The organism is Acidimicrobiia bacterium (genome assembly GCA_029210695.1).
Lineage (GTDB): Bacteria > Actinomycetota > Acidimicrobiia > Spongiisociales > JAHEDJ01 > JAHEDJ01.
Map to the genome: position 1 here is coordinate 23,478 of JARGFH010000029.1, position 22,445 is coordinate 45,922.

Genomic DNA, 22,445 nt, shown 5'->3' on the forward strand with positions numbered 1-22,445 from the left:
ACCGTGACGCGCCACAGTATTGCTGAGAAACCTTCCAGGATTTTCTGCGCAATGCAATGGACCGTGACGCGCCGCTCTATTGCGGAGAATCGATCCATTCGAGGAAACGCTCGATGGGCCACGTGTTGACCACCCGGTCGGGCGTCAACCAGCCGCGCTGCGCGTTGGCGACTCCCCACTCCATCCGTCGCATCTCGGAGGGATGGTGCGAGTCGGTCGAGATCACGAAGTGAACGCCCCGTGGGATTCCGGCCCGGATCACTTCCGGCGCCGCGTCGAGCCGTTCGAGAGCGCCGTTGATCTCGAGCGCGGTCCCGGTCAGGGCGGCGGCTTCGAGTACTGCTTCGACATCGAACTCGATACCCGGGCGGCGCCCGATCATCCGGCCGCTCAGGTGGCCGATAGCGTTGACCGCCGGGTTCTGCATGGCAGTAATGAGCCGGATCGTCTGGTCATCGGCGGAGCGGTCGAAGTGGTCGTGGACGCTGGCGACGCACCAGTCGAACCCGGCAAGGAATTCGGCGTCGTAGTCGACGCCCCCATCGACTGAGATGTTCAGCTCGCATCCATGCAGGATCCGGAGATCCGGATACTGTTTCTGCAACTCTGCAATTTCAGCTCTCTGCTGCAGAAGCTCTGCGCGGGAGACTCCGTTGATCGTCAGGTCTTCGCCGTGGTCGGTTATGGCGAGGTATTCGAGACCGTGCTCGTGCGCGCCGCTCACCATGTCTCCGAGTGAGGCACGGCCATCTCCGGAACGGTCGGTGTGGTCGTGGAGGTCGCCGCGGATATCGTCGAGCTGCACCAGGGTTGGAAGGTTCCCGGCTGCGGCCAGTTCAATCTCACCAATTCCTTCACGCATCGGTGGTGGAATCCATTGGAGCCCGAGGGACTGATAGATGTCTTCCTCGGTCGCCGACGCCACCACGTCACCGGTTTCTATCGCAACCAGCCCATACTCGTTGAGGGTCAGCCCGCGGGAGAGCGCGATTTGCCGAACCGCGATGTTGTGAGCCTTCGAACCGGTGAAATACTGTGTGGCGGCTCCGTACTCCTGCGGTTCCACGACCCGCACGTCCACCTGGAGGCCAGCGGCCGTTACAAACGACGTCTTGGTCGCTCCATGGCCGAGGACCTCGGCGACGATCGGCAGGTCCGGTACGTATCCGCTGACGGCATCCGGATCAGCTGCCGCCACCACCACGTCGACGTCTGCAACCGTTTCGCGAAACCTGCGCAGGCTGCCGCAAAACTGGGCAGCAACCACGCTCTCCATTTTGCTGAGCTCCTCCACCAACGCGGCGGCCACCGGCCATGCTTCCGCGATGGGAAACCGCAACTCCTTGCCCCGCAATCCGAGCTGTTCGATTGCTCGTCCTATCTTCTCTTCTTTGGCCGGACCGAATCCGGGTAGTTCGCGGAGGAGTTGCTGATCGAGCGCAGCTTCGAGCCCTGCGAGGTTCTCTATCCTCAGCTCGTCTCTCAGTCGTCGCGCCGTCTTTGGCCCGATACCGGGAATCTTGGTCATTCGCACGAATTCAGGCGGATATGTAGTGCGGAGAAGCTCGAGTTTCTCGGACCGCCCGGTCGACACGAACTCCTGGATCTTGGCGGCCGTGCTCTTTCCGATGCCTTTGAGTGCCACCAGTTCCGCTTCCGACATGTTCACCACGTCGCCGGACTCGGCCTCGACGGAGCGCCGTGCGTTCTCGTAGGCGCGCACCCTGAACGACTGTGGGTCGCCCTCATCGAGAATCGTCAGTTCGGCGAGTTCGTCGAGCAGGGCAAGGATGTCGCGTTTGGTAGCCACGCGGCGGAATCTACTACCGGCGTCGCCCCGTGCGATGGGCAGCCAGCAGTTCCGAGACCTCCCTGATGTCCGCCTCCTCGATCTCCCCGCCACCGTAGGCCGCCACCGTTATCAGTTCGCCCGCGCGACGCGCCCCCGCCATCCCTGCTTGTTCGAGCGATTCGAGGTACTCGAGTGGTGTGTCGGAAGGCGGCCGAATCAGGCCACGGTGTGCTCCGATGTCCTCAAAGGCGGCCAGGGTCTTGTCGGCCCACGATCGACGCCGCGCTCGTCTCCGTTCGGCACCAGTGCTCCAACCAAGCAGCCCGAGAACGACCACCACGGCTCCGAGGCCGGCTACGCGCAGCGACCGCCCGACATATGACGGTAGGGAGTCGATCCGGCCGGCCAGGTAGTCGAGTAATCCGCTACCGGCCCGGCTGTTGGAGCCGCCGTCATAGAGGGGAACCCGGGCCGTCGGGTCGAATCCCTGCCAGCCGACTCCCGGGAAGTACACCTCGGCCCAGCTGTGGGCATCGGATGCTTTCACGTCGTACAAACCGGTGAATGGATTGCGTTCTCCAGGCGTGTAGCCGATCACCAGCCGCGCCGGGATGCCGAGGGACCGGAGCATCACGACCAGACTCGATCCGATCTGCTCGCAGAATCCCTGCTTGTCGACAAATAGAAACTGATCAACGGCATCGGCGCCGGGTGTGAGTGGCGGGGCGTCGAGGTTGTAGGTGGTGTTCTCGCTCATCCATGATTCCAGAGCGAGGATCTTGTCGTAGGTGGTCGGCGCGGCGGCCGTCACATTCCTGGCGAGTTCTAGGACCCGGTCCGGCACGTTCGGCAGCTGCAAGTAGCGGTCGACACCTGAATATGAGAGGCGAAGCGGATCAGCCGATCGCAACATATCCTCATCGACCCGGGCCATCTCGCTCACGACGGTGTAGATCGAGCCTCTGCCGAGATTGACGCCGGTACGCAGGGTTCCGTCCTCGAGCTCGAATAGCGAGCGCTCCGTGAAGAACACATCATCGATCCGGTAGGCGCCGAAGATGAGATTGGGGCCCGGCCGCTCGATGTAGAACGTTTGAACGAAGCGATCAGACCCCGGCCATCCCGCCAGATCATCGCCAGCCGTGGTCAAAGGCCTGATCGACCCGTCGCCTGAGATCGGCACTGCGTCGCCATTCGAGGAGGTCCACGTTCGCCCATCCCAAACATCGAAGGTCTGTCCTCGCCAGAACGCCGGGGCAGGGGCTCTGACCCGCATCACCAGCGTGTCGTCCGGACGACCTCGCAATGAAGTATCGAGAGAGTCGGCAAATCCGAAATAACCGAACGAAGCACGATCAAAGAGATCGCCGGACCCATCACCGCTGCCGCCGAGCGATGGATTCGAGAACCCTCCCGGCTGCATCAGACTCGAGATGATCGACAGTTCGGCCGGGAAGGCGATCGGGTTCAGCGTCCTGGCGGCCGGCATCAGAAGGAAGGCGGCCGCCGCACAGGCCAGGACTGCTCCCGCCGGTCCGGCCACCGAACGGGCGTTGGACGATGTCTCGCCCAGCGGTACTGCAGTCTGGAGGCGAGACATATACGCCATGTACAGGCTCGAAATCCCGCCGGCTGCCCAGAGAACGATGAAGACTCCGACACCCATTCCCACGGAGAGCACGGAGGCGACGGCCAGCATCACGAGGCTCGAAGCCAGCGAGAACATCAGGTCGCGCCGGGCGGGTAGATGGAGCGAGTGGAGGAACTGCACCCAGAGAAAGAGTTCGGCTAGCGGGATCTGCACATCGATCGCGGACACGATCTGTGCGGCTCTGATCTGCCCGACGAACCCGGCGAGCGCCACAACCAATCCAACCGCGATCCCGAGCTTGAGCATCGCTGATTCTCGATGGCGCCGGTGATACGACCACCAGAACGCCAGTGGGATACCGATGAGTGAAACTCCGATTGTGGCCGGGCCGACCAGCCCTTCGTTGATGATTCCGATGGCGGCGATGAGCACGGTGGCCAGAACTGCGGACCGGAGCGGTTTCGATGATTCGGGATCGGCGACGGGTGCCGATCTCCAGAACGGCGTGTTCATCCCGCACCGCCCGTTTGGTTTCCCACCCGGATGACCTCGGCCCCGGCCGGAAGGGGACCGGCAGGAGGTACCCCCGGCATGGCCCCCGCCAGGCGACGGCCCGCCTCCCGCATAGATCCCACATCTCCGATCACCGGTCCCTGCGCGGTGAACGTTGAAAGGGTGACCGGGAGCCCGTCCCTCCTGGCCGTCTGGATCAGGCCGGCAGCCTCGCCGGCGCTTTGTTCGGCATCAGAGCCGCTCACATCGACGATCAGCGCCAGATGGGGACGTTCCGGAGGTTCCAGTTCTTTGACGACCAGATCTGGCCTTCCGGCGCTCGCTCGCCAGTGCACCATGCGCATGGCATCACCGGGCGTGTACTCGCGAAGGCTCCGGACCATGTCTCCAGGCCCGGTGCCCCCTGCTCCTGTTCCATCTCCGCCGGCTCCACCCGCCAGTCGATCGGGCAAGCGCGTCGGGATCGGCTGCGGTGCCACGTAGATAGGATCAAGCAGGTCCACGGTGATCTTTCTGCGCGCCGCAAAGAGGTCGAACGGCGCTGCACACCAGAGCTCAATCGTCAGCTGGTGGAGAACCCCACGCGTGGGAGCGCTCACGGGGATGACCCCCTGTGACGGCGGTTGCGCCCACACCGCAGGGGTCGTCAGCGCAGGGATCTCGAGCCGTACGCCTGCCCGCGGCCGATCGATCCGAAGGGCCAGAGCAAACGGCCGACCGGCGACCGCGTCGACCGGACCTGAAGCGTCCAGCACGATTGAGCGAACGAGCACAAGCGGCCAGATGGCTCCAACTGCCAGGGCGCCGGCGACGAGCGAGGCGAGCACCGCCAACCAGCCCGCACCCGTAGTCTGCGCCGCCCCGAAGATCCCGAGGTTCAGGACGATCAGAGCAATGCCGCCCCGGGTCGGGAGAAAGCGGGCCCGATCCCTCCAGGACATGTCAGCCCCTGGGCACGGCGAGCTTGGCGAGGATCTCGTCGATGACCGCCGTGGCGGTCCGGAGGTCGCCGCCGGACAGGATGATCCGGTGCCCCAGAACCGCGGCGGCCACGCGTTTGACGTCATCGGGTGCGACGAAACTGCGTCCAACGATGGTGGCGTGTGCCTGGGCGACCCGCAACAACGAGAGGCTGGCACGAGGTGAGGCTCCCAGCGACACCATCGGGTGCGAGCGGGTGGCGGCCGTGATGTCGAGAACATAGTCGGTCACCGCCGTGTGCACCGGTACCCGGTGGACCTCGGCGATGGCGTTCGCCAGTGCCGTGGGGTCGGTGACGGGTTTGAGTCGGGCGAGGGCAGCCGTACCGCCGTGACCGAGGAGCAATTCCCGCTCCGACTCGCGTCCGGGCAGGCCCAGTTCGAGCACGAGTGAAAACCGATCGCGCTGTCCTTCGACCAGTGGAAATGTACCCGCGTGCTCAAATGGATTCTGTGTGGCGATGAGGAGGAATGGATCCGGCAGGGCATGGGTGTGGCCGTCGACCGTAACCTGCCGCTCCTCCATGGCCTCCAGTGTGGCCGCCTGTGTTCGCGGGGTAGCCCGGTTGATCTCATCCAGAAGGACGACGTTGGCGAAAAGGGGTCCGGGCTGGAACTCCCAGGTCTCAGACTGCCTGCGGAAGATCGTCACCCCGGTCAGGTCGGCGGGGAGGAGATCCGGCGTGCCCTGGACTCTGCGGAATGTGCCACCGACCGATCGAGCTATGGCCTTGGCCAGCAGGGTCTTGCCGACTCCCGGAACGTCTTCGATGAGAAGATGGCCACCCGACAAGAGCCCAGCCAGCGCCAGGCGCGCCTGGTCCGGCTTCCCACGCAAGGCGAGCGTGACGTTGGCAAAGAGGTCGGCGGCGACCTGCGCCGCCCGCCCGCTGATCGGGGGCGGGGGAGGAAAAGGACTGACTGATTGCACTCCACCTGCATCGGCACGGTAGATGGGGTCATTTAGTGATTAGGGTTCGAGATCGGTCAAGGCCGGGTGAAGCGTTGTCCCTCGACTCGATACCGCGCGGTGGCCGGCGGGTGTAAGTTTTGCGGTATAAGGGTCAGGAGGAGGAAGTGCTACGCAAAGGTACCCGGGTGAAGGAACTCACCAAGAAGACCGGGCAGAGGCCGAGGACCGGCCAGGTGATCGGCTTCCATCACGACTCGGTCGAGGTCGAGTGGGACGATGGCCACCGTTCGTCCCTGGCGGGGGCGCTGCTGGTGCCGCAGGAGAAGTCGAAGGCCGGCTGAGCGCGATCGGAAGCCGGGCATGATCGAGGTATTGCTGCTCCTCGCCCTACCGGCCTCGGGGAAGTCCGAGATTCGCCGGTACCTCGACACGCTTTCAGCCGGGGAGCGGATGGAGACGTTTGGTCTCAGGCCGATGGTCCAGCTCGACGATTTCCCATACGTTCACCTGATGCGACGGATCTCAGAGGAAGCCGAGCACCTCGGTGTGGCCCCACCTTTCTTCGCAGGCCCCGGCCCTTTCATCGATCAGCGCGATTGGGGCACACTCATTCACCTCATCAACCAGGACTACGCGGCGCTCAGCGGGCCGGGGTCGCAAGAGACATCCGCCGGCCGGTGGCTCGTTCGCAGGATGGTCAACGCCAGAGAGGCGGCCGGCGCCGGCCCCTCGTTCGACTTCCTGGATACGGCCGTGGTCCGGCATATCGAGGAATCGATCGACGGCGAGGCAAGGCTGTTGCTGGAGGAGGTCTCGGCGCGACGGTTGGAGCCGGGTGGCACGGTGCTGATCGAGTTCGCCCGCGGTGGACCGGCCGGGTCAAGTTGTCCATTGCCAGCCCCGTTCGGATATCAGTACTCACTGTCGTTGCTGGCGGCCCCGATACTCGAGCGGTCGGCGGCCCTCTACATATGGGTGACGCCTGAGGAGAGCCGGCAAAAGAACCGCGAACGCTCGATTCCCGGCGAGGAAGGCTCGATTCTGCACCATGGGGTCCCCGAGCAGGTCATGATGGACGACTACGGGATGGACGACTTCCGCTGGCTCATGTCGCAGTCCCCATTGGATGGCACGATCGAGGTGAAGTCGGGAGACCGAATACTCGAGCTACCGGCGGCCGTATTCGACAATCGGGGCGACCTGACCTCGTTCCTGAGGGAAGATCCGGCGTCCTGGAGTGACGAAGATCTGGCCGGGCTGCGTGCCGGGCTGGCGGATGCGTTCAGACGACTCAGCGAGTGAACGGATCCGCCAGATCCGGGTCGATGCTGTAGCGCTTGATCGCGTCGGCGACCCGTTCGATTGGTATCACGCCATCCTGAGCGAGTGCGGAGAGGACAGCGACTGTGACGTGACCCGCATCGGTCTCGAAGAAGCGGCGGAGCGCTTCCCGGGTATCCGAGCGGCCGAAGCCGTCGGTCCCGAGCACGGAAAAGGTTCCCGGCACCCACCGTGCCACCATGTCGGGCACAGCCTGCATGTAGTCCGTGACTGCGACGACCGGCCCTCCGACGTTCTCCAGCAAACGGGTGACGTACGGAACCTGCTTTTCTTCCTCCGGATGCAGCCGATTCCAGCGATCGATCGACATGGCCTCTTCGCGCAACTTCTTGTATGAGGTCGCAGACCACAGCTCTACGCCCACGTCGTAGTGCTCGGCGAGTTCCTCCTGGGCCTGGCGAGCAGCCGCGTGGGCGCTTCCCGAGAACAGGATGGCGGCACGGTGGGACGTGTCGTGCGGAGCCTCTTGCCACAAATAGAGCCCGGCCATGATGCCGTCTTCGACTCCGACCGGTTTGACCGGTTGGATGTGGTTCTCGTTGTAGATCGTGAGGTAGTAGAACACATCGTCGTTATCGCCATACATCCGGTCGATGCCTCTGCGGATGATCGTGGCCATCTCATAGGCGAAAGCCGGGTCGTAGGCCTCACAGACCGGCACCGCAGAGGCGAGGAGCAAGCTGTGGCCGTCCTGATGCTGGAGACCTTCGCCGGCCAGCGTGGTTCTTCCCGCCGTGGCTCCCACCAGGAAGCCGCGGGCGCGGCTGTCGGCGGCCGCCCAGATCAGATCTCCGACCCGCTGGAACCCGAACATCGAGTAGAACGTGAAGAAGGGAACCATTGGAACGCCGCGAGTTGCATACGAGGTGGCGGCGGCGGTGAAGCTCGCCATCGACCCTGCTTCTGTGATGCCCTCCTCGAGGATCTGCCCATCCTTGCGTTCCGTGTACGAGAGCAGCAGTTGGGCGTCGACTGGTTCGTACTTCTGACCGTCTGAGGCGTAGATCGCAAGTTCCTTGAAGAGGGCATCCATCCCGAAGGTCCTTCCCTCATCGGGAATGATCGGCACGACTCGTGGACCGAAGTTCTCGTCCCTCGTCATGTTGCGGAGCAGCCGTGTGAAGGCCATCGTCGTCGACACCTCGTTCTTGCCGGAGCCGCCGTCGAACTCGGCAAACGCTTCGGGGGCAGGCAACTGGAGCGGGCGGCGGATTTCGACGCTACGGGAGGGAAGCGAACCATCGAGCGCACGACGTCGCTCCATCAGATAACGATGCTCAGGTGACCCTTCCTCAAAACGCAGGTACGGAGGCTCGTCATGCTCGCCCAGCGCCGGCACAACGTCCTCGAGAGAGAGCCTGGATCTGAGCTCCATCAGTTGGGCGATGTTCAGCTTCTTGATCTGGTGGGTGGCGTTACGGCCTTCGACATCCGGACCGAGTGTCCATCCTTTGATCGTCTTGGCAAGAATCACCGTCGGGGCGCCGGTCAGTTCGGTTGCGCGCTTGTAGGCCGCGTAGAGCTTCTTGTAGTCGTGGCCGCCGCGCCGGAGAGCCCAGATCTCGTCGTCGGTCATGTGTTCGACCATATGGCGAAGTCGGGGATCCGGACCGAAGAAGTGTTCACGCACGTAGGCGCCGTCGTGCGCTTTGTAGCGCTGGTAGTCGCCGTCGACCCGACGTTGCATGTTGTCGACCAGGACGCCGTCCGTGTCGGCCGCCAGCAGTGGATCCCAATTTGATCCCCAGATGACCTTGATGACGTTCCATCCTGCCCCCCGGAAGATCGCCTCGAGTTCCTGGATGATCTTGCCGTTTCCGCGGACCGGTCCGTCGAGGCGCTGGAGGTTGCAGTTGATGACCCAGGTCAGATTGTCGAGCTTCTCTCTGGCGGCGAGGGTGATCGATCCGAGGGATTCGGGTTCGTCCGTCTCGCCGTCGCCGAGGAAGCACCAGACTCGCGACTGGCTGGCATCGTCGATCCGCCGATTGTGCAGGTACTTGAGGAACCGGGCGTGGTAGATCGAGTTGATCGGACCGAGGCCCATCGAAACGGTGGGGAACTCCCAGAACTCCGGCATGAGGCGGGGATGGGGGTAGGACGAGAGCCCGTTGCCGGCAATCTCCCGACGGAAGTGGTCGAGTTGCTCTTCGGTGATGCGGCCTTCGAGGAAAGCACGGGCGTAGATACCCGGCGCGGCATGACCCTGGAAATAGACCGAATCGCCCGGGAGACCGTCTTCCTTCCCGCGGAAAAAGTGGTTGAACCCGACGTCGTAGAGGGCTGCCGACGAGGCAAAGGTGGAGAGATGACCGCCGATTCCCTCAGCCTGAAAGTTCGCATTGATGACCATCACTGCCGCGTTCCAACGGATGGCACGACGAATGCGACGCTCCATCTGTTCATCGCCGGGAAACCATGGCTCGGCCTCGGGTGGGATCGTGTTGATGTACGGCGTCGACACCATGACCGGCACATCGACACCGATCTCGCGAGCGTGCTTGATCATCCGGCTGAGGAGATACTTGCCCCTCCCGGCGCCGGAGTGACCGACGGCGGCGTCGAGCGAGTCGAGCCACTCGAGCGTTTCGGCCGGGTCGGAGTCGGGAAACTGCTGGATGAAGTCGTCGATGATCATGGTGCCCCTCGAAGCGGTGTTCGCAAAGAATACCCGGCCCGGAAGGATGCGCTGAGGAGTCGTCGATACTCCCGGCCGCCTGGTTCGGATCGCTCGTCGGTGATGAGCCATAATGCCCGGGTGAACGACCTCAACGTGCTGGGCGGGACTCTCGAGTCATGCGGGACCGATCCCATGACCGGTTTTCACCGTGACGGTTCCTGCAGAACGGGGCCACACGATCCCGGGAGCCACACCGTCTGCGCCGTCGTGACGCAGGAGTTCCTCGAGCACCAGCGTGGTATCGGGAACGATCTCAGCAGTCCGATGCCGCTTTACCGGTTTCCCGGACTCGTGCCGGGCGACCGCTGGTGTGTGACGGCCGCCAACTGGTTGCGTGCGCACCTCGACGGTGTGGCCGCTCCGGTGGTGCTCGCCTCCACGCATGCTCGCGCTCTCGAAATGATCCCGTTGGCCGTCCTCCAGGAACACGCCGTCGATGTGCCAACCGACCCGGGGAGTCTCGAGAGCTGACCGGCTCCTCGACCGGGCGGTCGGAGGCAACCCTCATTCCTGGCGAGCCGACCTCGTACACTCACGACTATGGACCTGCCCACCATTGATGACGTGCTGGCGGCAGCCGACCGCATCGAGCCGTATGTTCATCGCACGCCCGTTTTCACGTCGGCAACCCTGGATCGAGAGCTCGAATCATCGGTGTTCTTCAAGTGTGAGAACCTCCAGAAGGTCGGAGCGTTCAAGGCACGAGGCGCGACGAACGCCGTTGTCGCTCTCTCTGATGACGAGGCCGCCCGCGGGGTGGCGACGCATTCGTCCGGCAACCACGGTCAGGCACTGGCTTACGCGGCGTCCGTGCGCGGTATCCCAGCCTGGGTGGTGATGCCGGACCACGCCCCTGCCGTCAAGGTGGAGGCAGTGCGCGGCTACGGAGCTGAGGTCGTGTTCTGCAAGCAGGCAGAGCGAGAGGAGAGGACGCAAGCGCTCATTGCGGAAACGGGTGCGAACCTCATTCATCCCTATGACAACGCACTCGTGATCGCCGGCCAGGGAACGGCGGCGCTGGAGCTCATCAACGATGTTCCCGATCTCGAGTTCGTGGTGGCGCCGGTCGGTGGCGGAGGCCTACTGGGTGGTACCACGGTGGTCGCTCGTGCCATCGACCGAAGGTTAAAGGTGGTCGGAGGGGAGCCGGAAGCAGTCGACGATGCCTTTCGATCAATTCGGGACGGCGTTCGGCATTCCGCCGTGGCGAATCCTCAGACCCTGGCGGACGGGCTGCTGACCGGACTCGGGGAACGCAACTTCGCCCTCCTCAACGGCAACGTCGAGATCGTCATCGTTGACGAAGATGAGATCGTCGAGGCGGCGCGGTTCTTCCTGGAGCGGATGAAGATGGTGGTCGAGCCGTCCGGCGCGGTCTCACTGGCGGCGGCCAGGAAGATGAACATCGCAGGAAGCCGGGTCGGCGTCATCGTCAGCGGGGGCAATACCGACTTTCGCTGGCTGTCCAGATGACTTCTCCGCAATGTAATGGCGCGTGACGCGCCATTACATTGCGGAGAAACCCAAACAGTCGCGCTAGCGTCGACGCGGAAGGAGGTGCAGCGTGACCCGTCGATACGATCGGCTGACGCAACCGTTGGTCAGGGAGGACGGCCGGCTTCGCCCGGCAACATGGGACGAGGCGCTCAACCGCGCCGCCCTCGGAATCCAGGAGGCGGTCGACCAGCACGGTGCGACCTCGGTCGGGATGTTCAGCTGCTCGAAAGCCACCAACGAGATGAACTACTTCGCGCAGAAGTTCATGCGGGTGGCCGTCGGCAGCAACAACATCGACTCGTGTAACCGCACCTGACACGCTCCCAGCGTCGTCGGTCTGGCGACGGTCTTCGGAGCAGGAGGCGGAACAAGCTCCTACGGCGAGATCGAGAACACCGATCTCATCATCCTCTGGGGTTCGAACGCCCGCGACACACATCCGATCTTCTTTCACCACCTCCTCAAGGGTGTGAAGCGCGGAGCGCGCCTGTACGTCATCGATCCGCGTCGCTCTTCGTCGGCCCGGTGGGCCGACTTGTGGCTGGGCATCGACGTCGGCTCCGACATTGCGCTGGCAAATGCGGTCGGTCGCGAGATCATCGCCGCCGGTCTCGCCAACGAGGCCTTCATCAGCACTGCCACCGTCGGGTTTGAGGACTACCGGGAGTCTGTTGAGCGATGGACGCTCGAGCGCGCCGAGGCGGTCACCGGCGTGCCGGCAGAGGGCATTCGTGAACTCGCCCATGCCTATGCCACGGCCGGCACCGCCCAGCTGTGCTGGACCCTTGGAATCACCGAGCACCACAACGGCTCCGACAACGTTTTCGCACTCATCAACCTGGCCTTGCTGACCGGGCACGTCGGTCGCTATGGATCGGGCCTGGTGCCCATCCGGGGCCAAAACAACGTCCAGGGCGGCGGTGACATGGGTGCCCTTCCCAACAAGTTGCCGGGTTTTCAGGACGTCGAGGATGGAGAGCTACGTGCCAGATTCGAAGCCAAGTGGGTGAGCAGGATTCCCGATCACAATGGGTGGAACATAAGCGAGATGTTTGACGCCATGGAGCGGGGTGACCTTCGCAGCCTGTACGTGATCGGCGAGAACCCTGCCCAGAGCGAAGCACAGGCTGTGCGGGCGCGCACGCTGCTGGAGGGACTCGACTCGCTGATCGTGCAGGATCTCTACCTGACCAAGACCGCCGAAATGGCAGACGTCGTGCTTCCGGCGGCCGCTTCGTGGGCCGAGACGGAAGGCACCGTGACGTCGTCCGAGCGGCGAGTGCAGCGAGTACGAAAGGCCGTGGATCCGCCCGAAGGAGCGCGAGCCGATACCGACATTTTGTCCGAACTGGCCGGACGGTTCGGGAAAGACCTGGGTTCCTCGGCTGCCGAGGACATCTGGAATGAGCTACGCGAGCTCTCCCCGATGCACGCCGGCATGAGTTACGCACGCCTCGAGGCCGAGGGCGGCTTGCGGTGGCCCTATCGTTCGGAAGATGATCCGGGCGCACTGTTCCTTCACGGCCGCTTGTGGGCGGATCCGCCCGAAGGCCCCCCGGCCCCGTTCACTCCGGTCGAGCATGCCCCGCCCGTCGACGAGCTAACCGACGAATACCCGATCCGGTTGACCACCGGCCGGCACCTCGAGTCGTACAACACCGGCGTTCAAAGTAGCCGGATGGACTCGCCCAAACGGCAGGGCGGATGCATCGATCTCGACCCCCGCGATGCAGAAGGGCTCGGACTCGAGGATGGGGAGGTGGCGCGGATCGTGTCGCGGCGCGGTGCAATCGAAGCGCCTGTCCGGGTGGACCACAATCTCCGGCCGGGCCTGGCCTTCATGGCTTTCCATTTCCCGGACGAGGTCGACGTCAACATTCTGACCATCGACGCCTGGGACCCACGCTCAGGAACCGCCGAGTTCAAGGCTTCGGCCATTCGGATCGAGAAGATAGGAGCCTGAATTGGATCTCCACTTCGCGCAGGCCGAGGCAACTGCAGCAGAGCGGTCCGTGATCGACCTGTTCATGGAGGGCCAACCGTCGGCGAACGGATTGACCGAGGAGACCAGGCTCGAGCGGCCGCGCAGCAGGGAACTGAGGGAACTGCTCCTGCCCGGCCTCCACGCTCTCCAGTCTGGGATCGGATGGATCAGCCATGGAGCTCTGAACCACTTGTGCGAGGCCCTCTCCGTGCCTCCTGCTGATGCGTACGGGGTCGCTTCGTTCTACAGCATGCTGGCGTTGTCTGAGCAGGCGCCCGATGTTCTCCATGTGTGCGACGACATCGTCTGTCGCTCCAATGGGGCGATGGAGCTCATTGATGAATGTGAACGCGTTTTCGGTCCTGAGGGAACCGGTCAAGCGGTCGGCTGGCACCGCAGCCCCTGCCTGGGCAGATGTGATCGGGCACCGGCCGTTTTCGTGCAACGAACAGGAACCGACGATTTCGATCATGGTCCTGTGCACGCCGATTTGTCCGGCCGGCCGCTCGACGGTTTAGCCGAGCTCGCCCGCATGAACCTCGAACTCGGGATCGACCGATCAACCACGCCGCAGGGACCTGCCGAAGTCCGGCTGCTGCGACGCATCGTCCAAGGGGTCGATCCGGCCTCCCTCGAGTCGTACCGGTCCAACGGCGGGTACGCGGCCCTCGAACAGGCGCTGGCGATCGGTCCAGCCACCATCCGGGCTCTCATTGCCGCCTCGGGATTGACGGGGCGCGGTGGGGCCGGGTTTCCCACCGGCCGCAAGTGGGACATGGCGGCAGCCGAACCGGCCCCCCGCTACGTAGTTGCCAACGCCGACGAGTCGGAGCCCGGCACGTTCAAAGATCGGCTGCTGATCGAAGGGGATCCATTCGCCCTGATCGAATCACTGACGATTGCTGCGCTGGCGGTGGGCGCCTCCAAAGGCTTCGTGTACCTGCGCGGTGAATACCCGCTGGCCAGACAACGACTGGCCGCCGCGCTGGTCTCCGCCCGTTCTGCCGGCTTGCTCGGAGACGGCATCCTCGGCTCGGGCACGTCGTTCGACATCGAGTTGCGGGTAGGCGCCGGCGCCTACATCTGCGGCGAGGAAACGGCCCTGTTCAACTCGATCGAGGGATACCGTGGAGAACCCCGCAACAAGCCACCCTACCCAACGCAGGCCGGTCTCTTCGGCCGCCCAACCGTGGTGAACAACGTCGAGACCCTGCTCAATGTCCCCATCATCATCACGGGGGGACCCGAGGCGTACCGTGAACTCGGAACTGATCTATCGACCGGCACGAAAGTCTTTGCGATCTCCGGGCATGTAGGTGTTCCCGGGGTCTACGAGGTCCCGTTCGGAACCACACTGCAGGACCTCCTGGCCCTTGCAGGAGGGATGCGCAACGGATCATCCCTCCGGTCGGTCCTCCTCGGCGGAGCCGCCGGGACCTTCATCGGACGCGAAGCGCTCGAAATGCCACTGGCGAACGAGAGGGCGGCTGAATATGGGGCATCGCTGGGATCTGGAGCCGTCGTCGTGTTCGACTCCGCCACGGATATGGCAGATATCGTCGCCAGGATTGCCGCCTTCTTCCGCGACGAATCGTGTGGTCAGTGTGCACCATGCCGGATCGGAACGGTGCGACAGGAAGAACTGCTGGTGAGGGCGCGCGCCGGGTTCGATGCAGCTCCTCTGATCCGGGAGGTTGGTCAAGCGATGACCGATGCGTCGATCTGCGGACTCGGCCAGACCGCCGCCAACGCGGTGCGATCTGCCATCGACCTGGGCCTGATTCGAGGTGGCGTATGATCGAGTTCACACTGGACGGGAAGCCGGCCATTGCTCCGGACGGGGCCACTCTGCTCGAGGCGCTGGCCGGCAACGGTGTCGGGACGCCGACGCTGTGCTATCTGCCGCAGGCGAGCGCTCCCAACGTCTGCCGGGTTTGTGTCGTCGAGGTGGCAGGGAACCGTCCCCTCGTCCCGGCTTGTTCCCGCCCACTCGAGGAGGGGATGGTGGTCGATTCCGATAGCGCCCGGGTGCGCCACGCCAGGAAACTCGTATTCGAGATGCTCGCCTCGTCGGTTGACCTCTCGCTCGTCTCCGACGAGGCCCGCCAATGGATGGAAGAGTACGAAATCGATCCCGACCGCTTCCAGACGGCGCTCCCGGCCAATCAGACTTCCGCTCCGAGCCGGCCCGGCCGGCATCAGGACCCGGACGGTCTTTCCTTCGCCCGTCACCAACCGCCTGCCCTCATTCAGGACAACCTCTATGTCCGGGACTACGCCAAGTGCATCCTGTGCTACCAGTGCGTACAGGCGTGCGGCCCCGAGGCCCAGAACACCTTTGCGATCAGCGTTGCCGGGCGCGGCTTCGACGCACGAATCGCCACCGAGTTCGACGTGTTCCTGCCCGAATCGGCCTGTGTCTATTGCGGGAACTGCATTGCCGTATGTCCAACCGGGGCACTCGTGCCCAAGACCGAGTTCGATCTCAGGGCGGCGGATGAGTGGGATGAGGATCGACAGTCGGTGACCAGGACCGTTTGTCCCTACTGCGGGGTCGGATGCAACCTCGACCTGACGGTTCAGGACGGGGCCATCGTACGGGTCGATGCCCCGGTTGATCATGACGTCACGGTGGGCAATCTCTGTATCAAAGGTCGCTTCGGGTGGACCCATGTGGTGGGCGGGTCGGTCGCCGACTAACCACGCCCACGATATGCACTAGCGTGCATACGAAACCCCGGGAAAGAGATGCAACAGACCGACGTCGAAACACGCCTGAAGAGGCTCGAGGAACTCTGCTCCGCACTGCAATCAGATTTGCCTTCCGATGCCAAAGCTCTCGTCACCGAGATCAACGCGCTCGCTGCAGAGGTCGAGGTCAACTATCGGGATCTCCTGGCTCTCGATCAACTCGCTGCGCACGTTGGCGGCGGACTACTGCTCGACGAAGTCCTCGACGATATCTACAACGGGTTCCGCGATGTGATCCCGTACGATCGTATCGGCTTCTCGCTCATCAACGACGGAATCGTCACGGCGCGCTGGTTGCGCTCGGAATCCGAGTTGGTTCGCCTCGGGGCCGGGTACGCACTACCGATCGAGACGACGAGCCTGGCCGGGATCCTGGCGGAGGGGAGACCGAGGATCATCAACGATCTTGGTTCGTACCTCGCCACCCGGCCTGAGTCGGAGTCGACCCGGTTGCTCGTCGAGGAGGGCGTGCAATCGTCGCTGACCTGCCCCCTGCTCATTGACGGGAAGGCAGTCGGGTTCCTCTTCTTCTCGAGTTTCGAGCCGGGGGCCTACTCAGAGATCCACACGAACACGTTCGAACGCATCGCAGACCAACTGGCTGGCGTCATCGAAAAGGGGAAGCTGACCAGTCAGCTCGCCGAGCGGGCGGCGGCCATCGAGGAGCAGAACCGGCAACTCCGAGCACTCGATGACATCAAGAACACCTTCATCGGGATGGTCAGCCACGACTTGCGGAGCCCCCTGGCCACCATTCAGGTCACGGCCGACCTCCTCGACGAGGCCGATTATCTTGCCCCCGTCGAGCGAAAGATGCTCATCAAAGACATCAAAGAGCAGTCGGGCTACATGCTCGCCCTCGTCAACGAATTACTGGATGTAGCTCATATCGAGTCGGGCAGGCTCGAACTGAATAGAGAGACTTTCGATCTCGAAGCGCTCGTTGCCGACTCCGTGAATCGACACGGATACCTGGCAGGCCCGAAAGATATCCGGGTCGTGCTGGTCGAGAGCAGCCCGGCGGTGATCGAAGCCGATCGGACCCGGATCCGCCAGGTCCTCGACAATCTGCTGTCGAATGCGATCAAGTATTCCCCGATGGGCAGTGTTGTCTCGGTGACGCTCACGATTGAACATGATGTGATCCGGGTCGGTGTCACGGATGAGGGCCCCGGCATATCGGAGGCAGACCAGGTACGGCTGTTCGAGTACTTCGAGACCGCCGAGGCCAAACCAACCGGCGGCGAAACCTCAACCGGGCTCGGCCTCGCCATCGCCAGGAAGATCGTAGAGGCTCATCAGGGGACGCTGGACGTCGAGAGCACACCCGGTCGGGGTAGCACGTTCTGGTTCGAGTTACCGCCGACCACGGTGGACCCGTAGGTGAGGATCGAACGTAGGATGGGGGTCCAGTGAGAATCCTGCTCATCTCCTCCTACGAACTCGGTCACCAACCATTCCACGTCGCATCGGCTGCAGCCGCCCTGCGTTCGACCGGGCACGAGGTGCGGGTCTGCGATCTCAGTCTCGAGCCGCTCAGGGAACCCGATGTTGCGTGGTCCGAAGGGGTTGCCCTGGCAGTCCCGATGCACACGGCGATGAGGATTGCATTGGGCGCCGCGCAATCGGTGAGAAAGATGCGGCCGGACATTCCGTTGTGCTTCTTCGGCCTTTACGCCGGAGCATCCGATCTCCCCATCGGAGCGGTCGCTCTGGCAGGGGAGTATGAGCCCGACCTCATCCGGTGGGCGGCTGGATTAGGAGCAGGGGCGGTTGTGAATCTCCAGAAATCGGCAATACGGTTCGCCCCCGATCGTTCCGACCTCGCTCCGTTGACGGCCTATGTGGGGCTCGAGCTGGCCGGACGGCGTCGTACCGCGGGATCAACCGCGGCAACGCGCGGGTGCCGCTACCGGTGCCGGCATTGCCCGGTGCCGGTTGTCTACGACGGCAAGTTTCGGCCCATCGACCGTCGGATCGTTCTCGAAGACATCGACCGGCAGGTGGCAGCAGGAGCCGGGCACATCAGTTTCTCCGACCCGGACTTCCTCAACGGGCCCGCCCACGCGCTCCGGGTTCTCGAGGAGGCACGCCTCCGGAATCCTGAGCTCACCTTCGATGTCACAATCAAAGTGGAACACCTGCTGCGGCACCGCCACCTCCTTGGGCGGATGGCGGAGCTCGGTGTTGTGTTCGTGGTCTCGGCCTTCGAGACCACCAACGACGAGATACTGCACATCCTCGACAAGGGACATACGGCGTCGGATTTGGCAGAGGCCGTCCACTTGTTGCGTGCCTGTGGCATCGACGTTCGCCCTACCTGGCTTCCTTTCACCCCATGGTCGACCTTGGAAGACCTGGTCGAGATGCTCCGGTTCATGGATCGCCACGATCTCGATGTTGATCCCATCCAGCTGACGATCAGGCTATTGATACCGTCCGGATCTCTGCTGCTGGACCTCCCCGAGTCCCAGTGGAAACCTGGTCCTTACGATGCCGAGGCGTTGAGCTACTCATGGATTGCGGCCGACCCGGTCCTCGACGCTCTCCAGTCCCGCCTGGTACGTCTCGTTGATGGGGCAACCGGTCTCTCTCGGGACGAGGTCCTCGCAACCATGACCAGGGAGATCCTGGCTGCGGCCGGGATCGACGAAGAATCCGTACGGCTCTCGAGCGGCGAAGGGAGGCCACGGCTCACCGAACCGTGGTTTTGCTGAGCGGAGCCCTCCGACCGCCAGTTGGGCGGTCTGCGGACCTAGTGGTCTGTCTGCTATTTGATGACCGGGGTAGGCAGTGCCACGAACCCTGCCACAGCGGGGATCGTCCGGCAGGAGACCAAGTCACCAAATCCGCGACGGACCACTAGCGGTGTGTTACTCCTCGCGACTCAGCCGTCCTCGAGCAACCGGAGCACTTCTTCATCAGTCGTCTGGGTGAAGTCTCGATACCAGAAGCCGACGGCGCGCAGGTCTCTCGGTGCGGAAACCGTTTCGACGCCATCTGCCAGGGCTGCGAGCGCCTCTATCGTGTCTCTGGCCCCAACCGGCACGGCCAGTATCACCCGATCGGCATGTCGGCGGCGAGCAGCCAGGACGGCTGCTCTGGCCGTGAACCCGGTGGCCAGACCATCGTCGACGACGATTGCCACCCGCCCTTCCAGAGCCACCTCTGGTCGTTGGCGACGGTACCGGTCGACGCGCCGCTGGAGTTCTGCCCGCTCGCGCGCTTCGACGGCCGACAGCTGTGCCTCGCTCACTCGCAGGTACCGCATTAGATCGTCGTTCACCACGCGCACTCCGTGCTCGGCGATCGCCCCGATTCCGAGTTCCGGCTGGCCGGGCGCTCCGAGCTTGCGAACGACGATGATGTCGAGCGGACATTGGAGGTGGGTGGCGATTGGTTTTCCAACCGCGACGCCTCCGCGCGGGAGGCCGAGCACGACCGGGTGCTCGGCGCGATATTCACCGAGTTCCTGGGCGAGTTGCCTGCCGGCGTCAAAACGATCGTGAAACACCGTTTCACCAGTATCGCCCGCTGGGCGCAGCGTCACAAGACCGCGGGGAGGTGAATGGAACGGTAGTTTGTGTGGCGGGAGCGACGGCATCACAACCTCATGGCATCGTCGGCCTGCTCAGCAAAGGGAGACAGAGATGGTTGATACGACCCGGGTTCTCGACTGCCGGGACCTCCACAAGAGCTATGGCGAGCGGAAGGCCGTCGATGGCGTCGGCTTCCACATCGATCTGGGTGAGACTTACGGGTTGCTGGGGCCCAACGGTGCAGGGAAGACCACAACGATTTCGATGGTCTGCGGCCTCCTCAGGCGAGATGTCGGCGAAGTGAAGGTGGTCGGCGAGGCAATCGATGTCGGACAGACGCACGCCAAGCGGTGGATCGGGTATGTCCCGCAGGATCTGGCGATATACCCCGATCTCACCGCGGAGGAAAACCTCGCCTTCTTTGGCAGGCTGTACGGGCTCACCGGGAAGGCCCTGAAGAACCGAACGGACGCGGTGCTGGAGGTGACCGGGCTGTCCGATCGCCGGGCGGACAAGACGGACGAGTACTCCGGAGGCATGAAGCGGCGCCTCAACATCGGCATCGGCCTCCTTCATGAGCCGAGCCTCTTGATTCTGGACGAGCCGACCGTCGGCGTCGATCCACAGAGTCGCAATGCCATTCTGGATAGCGTGGAGCAGCTTTCGGGCGAAGGCATGGCTGTGCTCTACACGACGCACTACATGGAGGAAGCCGAGCGCCTCTGCGACCGGGTTGGAATCATCGATCAGGGTCAGTTGAAGGCTGAAGGAACGCGACGCCAACTCGTCGAACTGGTCGGTCAGCACGACCGGATTCGCGTAATCGCAGAAGGCGATGTCGATGGTGCCGCCGCTGCTGCCCGATCCGTCGACGGCGTGGAGGATGTGAGCAAGGTAGACAATCGCCTTGACATCCTCACTGCCGATGCCCGGGTCATCCTTCCTGCCCTTCTCCTGGTCATGTCGACCGCCGGTGCCGCGGTCAAGAGCGTCGACGTGGTTGAACCCGACCTCGAAGCCGTGTTCCTGCACCTAACCGGCAAGGCATTGCGAGACTGACATGCGCGCCGCACTCATCATCGCCGCCAAGGATCTCCGGCAGAGACTGCGGGACCGCTCGGCCATCATCATGGCAGTCATCGCTCCGTTTGCACTCGCAGCCGTCTTTGCCCTGTTGATACCTTCCGACCAGGGGTTCCATACCGACTACGCCGTCGTCGACCTCGATCAGGGTCCCGTGTCCGCGCTATTGACCGGACAGGTACTGCCGGGCGTCGCCGACGCCGGATTTGCCGACCTCACGGCCGTGCCTGATCGGGAGGCGGCCGCCGGCATGGTCGAGAGCGGCGAGATGGGTGCGGCGTTCATCATCCCGGCCGGGTTCTCGGAGGCAATCCAGCGCGGCAACGACGCAACGCTCACCATCATCGGCAACATCGATTCTGCGCTGGCCACGCAGATCGCCGAGGCCATTGCGACGCGGTACGCGGAAGAGGTCAATGCCGTCTCGCTGTCGGTAGCGGCCGCGCTCGGCGGGTTCACGACGGTGCAGTCGGACGCGTTGGCCGGCCTCTCCGCGCGCGCCGCGGTGTTCGAACCATCAATTCTGGTCGACGAAGTCGAAGCCGACTCCAAACAGATGTCGGACAAGACGTTCTACTCAGCGTCGATGGCGATCATGTTCCTCTTCTTCACGGCTCAGTTCGGCATTCTGAGCCTCCTCTCAGAGCGCCGCCAGGGGACGCTCCCGCGCCTCGTGGCGGCCCCGGTCGGCCCGTGGGCCATCGTCATCGGAAAGGCTCTCACCGGATTCGTACTCGGTGCGATCGCTATGACCGTGCTGGCCGTTGCCTCGACGCGGCTGTTGGGGGCCGATTGGGGCGACCCTCTCGGAGTCGCTCTCCTGGTGTTGGCGGCCGTCGTCTCCGCGACCGGAGTATCTGCCATGGCGGCGACCATGGCGAAGACTGAGGAGCAGGCATCTGGATGGAATGCCATTCTGGCCATGTCGCTGGCCATTCTCGGTGGCACGTTCTTCAGCCTCGACCGGGCTCCGGAGTTTGTGTCGCGACTGAGCTTCATCACCCCTCATGCCTGGTTCCTGCGTGGACTCGATGAGCTGGCTTCGGCGTCGGGGACGGTCGTTGATGTTCTTCCTGCAGTTGGGGTCATGCTCGCCATCGGCATAGTGACGGGCTGGATCGGACTGCTCCGCGCCAGGCAACTGGTGGTGGGCCGATGAAGGCGCTCACCATTGCGCGGGTCAACATGACGCGACTTTCACGAGACCGCCTCGGACTGTTCTTCATCGTGCTGCTGCCGTTCATCATCATCGTCGTCATGGGAGCGGCTTTTGGTGGTTCATTCAATCCGCAGTTGGGCGTCCTCGGTCGTGCGGGAGGCTCATTGGGAACCGACCTCCTCGAGACACTCGAGACGGGTGAGGTCGACCTCGTTGAGTTCGACGACGAAGCTGCGCTCATAGACGGGGTGGCGCGCAACCGGGTCGATGCAGGGCTCGTTGTGCCGTCTGACTACAGCGAGCTCGTGCACGGCGGCGGTTCCATCGAGCTTCGGTACTACTCCCCGCCGAACACATTTGGAGGGACGCTCAAGCAGTCAGTTGAGGCGGCGATCGCCGAGCAGAGCGCATCGGTCCGCGCCGCCCGGTTCGCGGCGGCGGAGGGTATCGGAGATCTCGAGAGCAATCTGGTCATGGTGGCGTCGTTGCGGGACCTGGTCCCCGGAGTTCGGGTCGATGTTCGCACAGCCGGCGAGTCGGTTTTCCGGCGCTTCGGAATTGAGCGGGGTGTAGGGGTTCCCGGTTGATTAGGAGGGCTCTGCCAATCTGATGGTTACTACGC

Annotated in this window: 18 protein-coding genes; 12 read left to right on the plus strand and 6 right to left on the minus strand. The window is 63.7% G+C overall.

The window, feature by feature from the left end:
- Positions 1-76: 76 nt before the first annotated feature.
- From polX to P1T08_10655, 4 genes are read right to left on the minus strand one after another with little or no spacing between them, the layout of a single operon-like run.
- Positions 77-1,810 carry a DNA polymerase/3'-5' exonuclease PolX gene (polX, locus tag P1T08_10640; protein MDF1596533.1) on the minus strand — a complete coding sequence of 578 codons (1,734 nt, stop codon included), beginning with the start codon at positions 1,808-1,810 and terminating at the stop codon, positions 77-79.
- 13 nt (positions 1,811-1,823) lie between these two features.
- A complete protein-coding gene (locus P1T08_10645) occupies positions 1,824-3,896 on the minus strand; it encodes a transglutaminaseTgpA domain-containing protein (protein ID MDF1596534.1) in 2,073 nt (690 codons plus the stop codon).
- Positions 3,893-4,837, minus strand: a complete 945-nt coding sequence (locus tag P1T08_10650) for a DUF58 domain-containing protein (GenBank protein ID MDF1596535.1) — start codon at positions 4,835-4,837, stop codon at positions 3,893-3,895. The genes P1T08_10645 and P1T08_10650 overlap by 4 nt, the downstream gene beginning before the upstream one ends.
- 1 nt (position 4,838) lies before the next feature.
- Complete coding sequence (locus tag P1T08_10655) at positions 4,839-5,807, minus strand: MoxR family ATPase (GenBank protein ID MDF1596536.1); 969 nt, start codon at positions 5,805-5,807, stop codon at positions 4,839-4,841.
- Between the two features lie 146 nt (positions 5,808-5,953).
- On the opposite strand from P1T08_10655, the gene P1T08_10660 reads away from it, so the two are divergent.
- On the plus strand, positions 5,954-6,130 hold the full coding sequence (locus P1T08_10660; protein MDF1596537.1) for a hypothetical protein: 177 nt from the start codon (positions 5,954-5,956) through the stop codon (positions 6,128-6,130).
- Between the two features lie 19 nt (positions 6,131-6,149).
- Positions 6,150-7,091 carry a hypothetical protein gene (locus P1T08_10665; GenBank protein MDF1596538.1) on the plus strand — a complete coding sequence of 314 codons (942 nt, stop codon included), beginning with the start codon at positions 6,150-6,152 and terminating at the stop codon, positions 7,089-7,091.
- Here P1T08_10665 and aceE read toward each other — a convergent pair.
- Positions 7,081-9,768, minus strand: a complete 2,688-nt coding sequence (gene aceE, locus P1T08_10670) for a pyruvate dehydrogenase (acetyl-transferring), homodimeric type (GenBank protein ID MDF1596539.1) — start codon at positions 9,766-9,768, stop codon at positions 7,081-7,083. The two genes, P1T08_10665 and aceE, sit on opposite strands and share 11 nt — an antisense overlap.
- A 120-nt stretch (positions 9,769-9,888) precedes the next feature.
- On the opposite strand from aceE, the gene P1T08_10675 reads away from it, so the two are divergent.
- The 7 genes from P1T08_10675 (at position 9,889) to P1T08_10705 (ending at position 18,759) form a co-directional block, all read left to right on the plus strand.
- On the plus strand, positions 9,889-10,281 hold the full coding sequence (locus P1T08_10675; GenBank protein MDF1596540.1) for a DUF2237 domain-containing protein: 393 nt from the start codon (positions 9,889-9,891) through the stop codon (positions 10,279-10,281).
- 69 nt (positions 10,282-10,350) lie between these two features.
- Positions 10,351-11,283, plus strand: coding sequence for a pyridoxal-phosphate dependent enzyme (locus P1T08_10680; GenBank protein MDF1596541.1), 933 nt, complete (start codon positions 10,351-10,353; stop codon positions 11,281-11,283).
- 91 nt (positions 11,284-11,374) lie between these two features.
- On the plus strand, positions 11,375-13,270 hold the full coding sequence (locus P1T08_10685) for a molybdopterin-dependent oxidoreductase (protein MDF1596542.1): 1,896 nt from the start codon (positions 11,375-11,377) through the stop codon (positions 13,268-13,270).
- Position 13,271: 1 nt separating this feature from the next.
- Complete coding sequence (locus P1T08_10690; GenBank protein ID MDF1596543.1) at positions 13,272-15,089, plus strand: NAD(P)H-dependent oxidoreductase subunit E; 1,818 nt, start codon at positions 13,272-13,274, stop codon at positions 15,087-15,089.
- Positions 15,086-15,991: a 2Fe-2S iron-sulfur cluster-binding protein gene (locus P1T08_10695; protein ID MDF1596544.1), complete on the plus strand. Its 906-nt coding sequence runs from the start codon at positions 15,086-15,088 to the stop codon at positions 15,989-15,991. Before P1T08_10690 ends, P1T08_10695 begins: the two co-directional genes overlap by 4 nt.
- A 48-nt stretch (positions 15,992-16,039) precedes the next feature.
- Positions 16,040-17,425, plus strand: coding sequence for a GAF domain-containing sensor histidine kinase (locus tag P1T08_10700; protein ID MDF1596545.1), 1,386 nt, complete (start codon positions 16,040-16,042; stop codon positions 17,423-17,425).
- 29 nt (positions 17,426-17,454) lie between these two features.
- Positions 17,455-18,759, plus strand: a complete 1,305-nt coding sequence (locus tag P1T08_10705; GenBank protein MDF1596546.1) for a radical SAM protein — start codon at positions 17,455-17,457, stop codon at positions 18,757-18,759.
- A gap of 170 nt (positions 18,760-18,929) precedes the next feature.
- On the opposite strand, the gene P1T08_10710 is transcribed toward P1T08_10705, so the two are convergent.
- On the minus strand, positions 18,930-19,556 hold the full coding sequence (locus tag P1T08_10710) for a phosphoribosyltransferase family protein (protein ID MDF1596547.1): 627 nt from the start codon (positions 19,554-19,556) through the stop codon (positions 18,930-18,932).
- Positions 19,557-19,692: 136 nt separating this feature from the next.
- Between P1T08_10710 and P1T08_10715 the strand changes: the two genes are divergently transcribed.
- The 3 genes from P1T08_10715 to P1T08_10725 are packed head-to-tail and all read left to right on the plus strand — an operon-like array spanning position 19,693 to position 22,410.
- Entirely contained in the window at positions 19,693-20,640 is a 948-nt protein-coding gene (locus P1T08_10715; GenBank protein ID MDF1596548.1) for an ABC transporter ATP-binding protein, read from the plus strand.
- 1 nt (position 20,641) lies between these two features.
- Positions 20,642-21,823, plus strand: a complete 1,182-nt coding sequence (locus P1T08_10720; protein MDF1596549.1) for an ABC transporter permease — start codon at positions 20,642-20,644, stop codon at positions 21,821-21,823.
- Positions 21,820-22,410, plus strand: coding sequence for an ABC transporter permease (locus P1T08_10725; GenBank protein ID MDF1596550.1), 591 nt, complete (start codon positions 21,820-21,822; stop codon positions 22,408-22,410). The genes P1T08_10720 and P1T08_10725 overlap by 4 nt, the downstream gene beginning before the upstream one ends.
- The last annotated feature ends 35 nt before the right edge of the window (positions 22,411-22,445 follow it).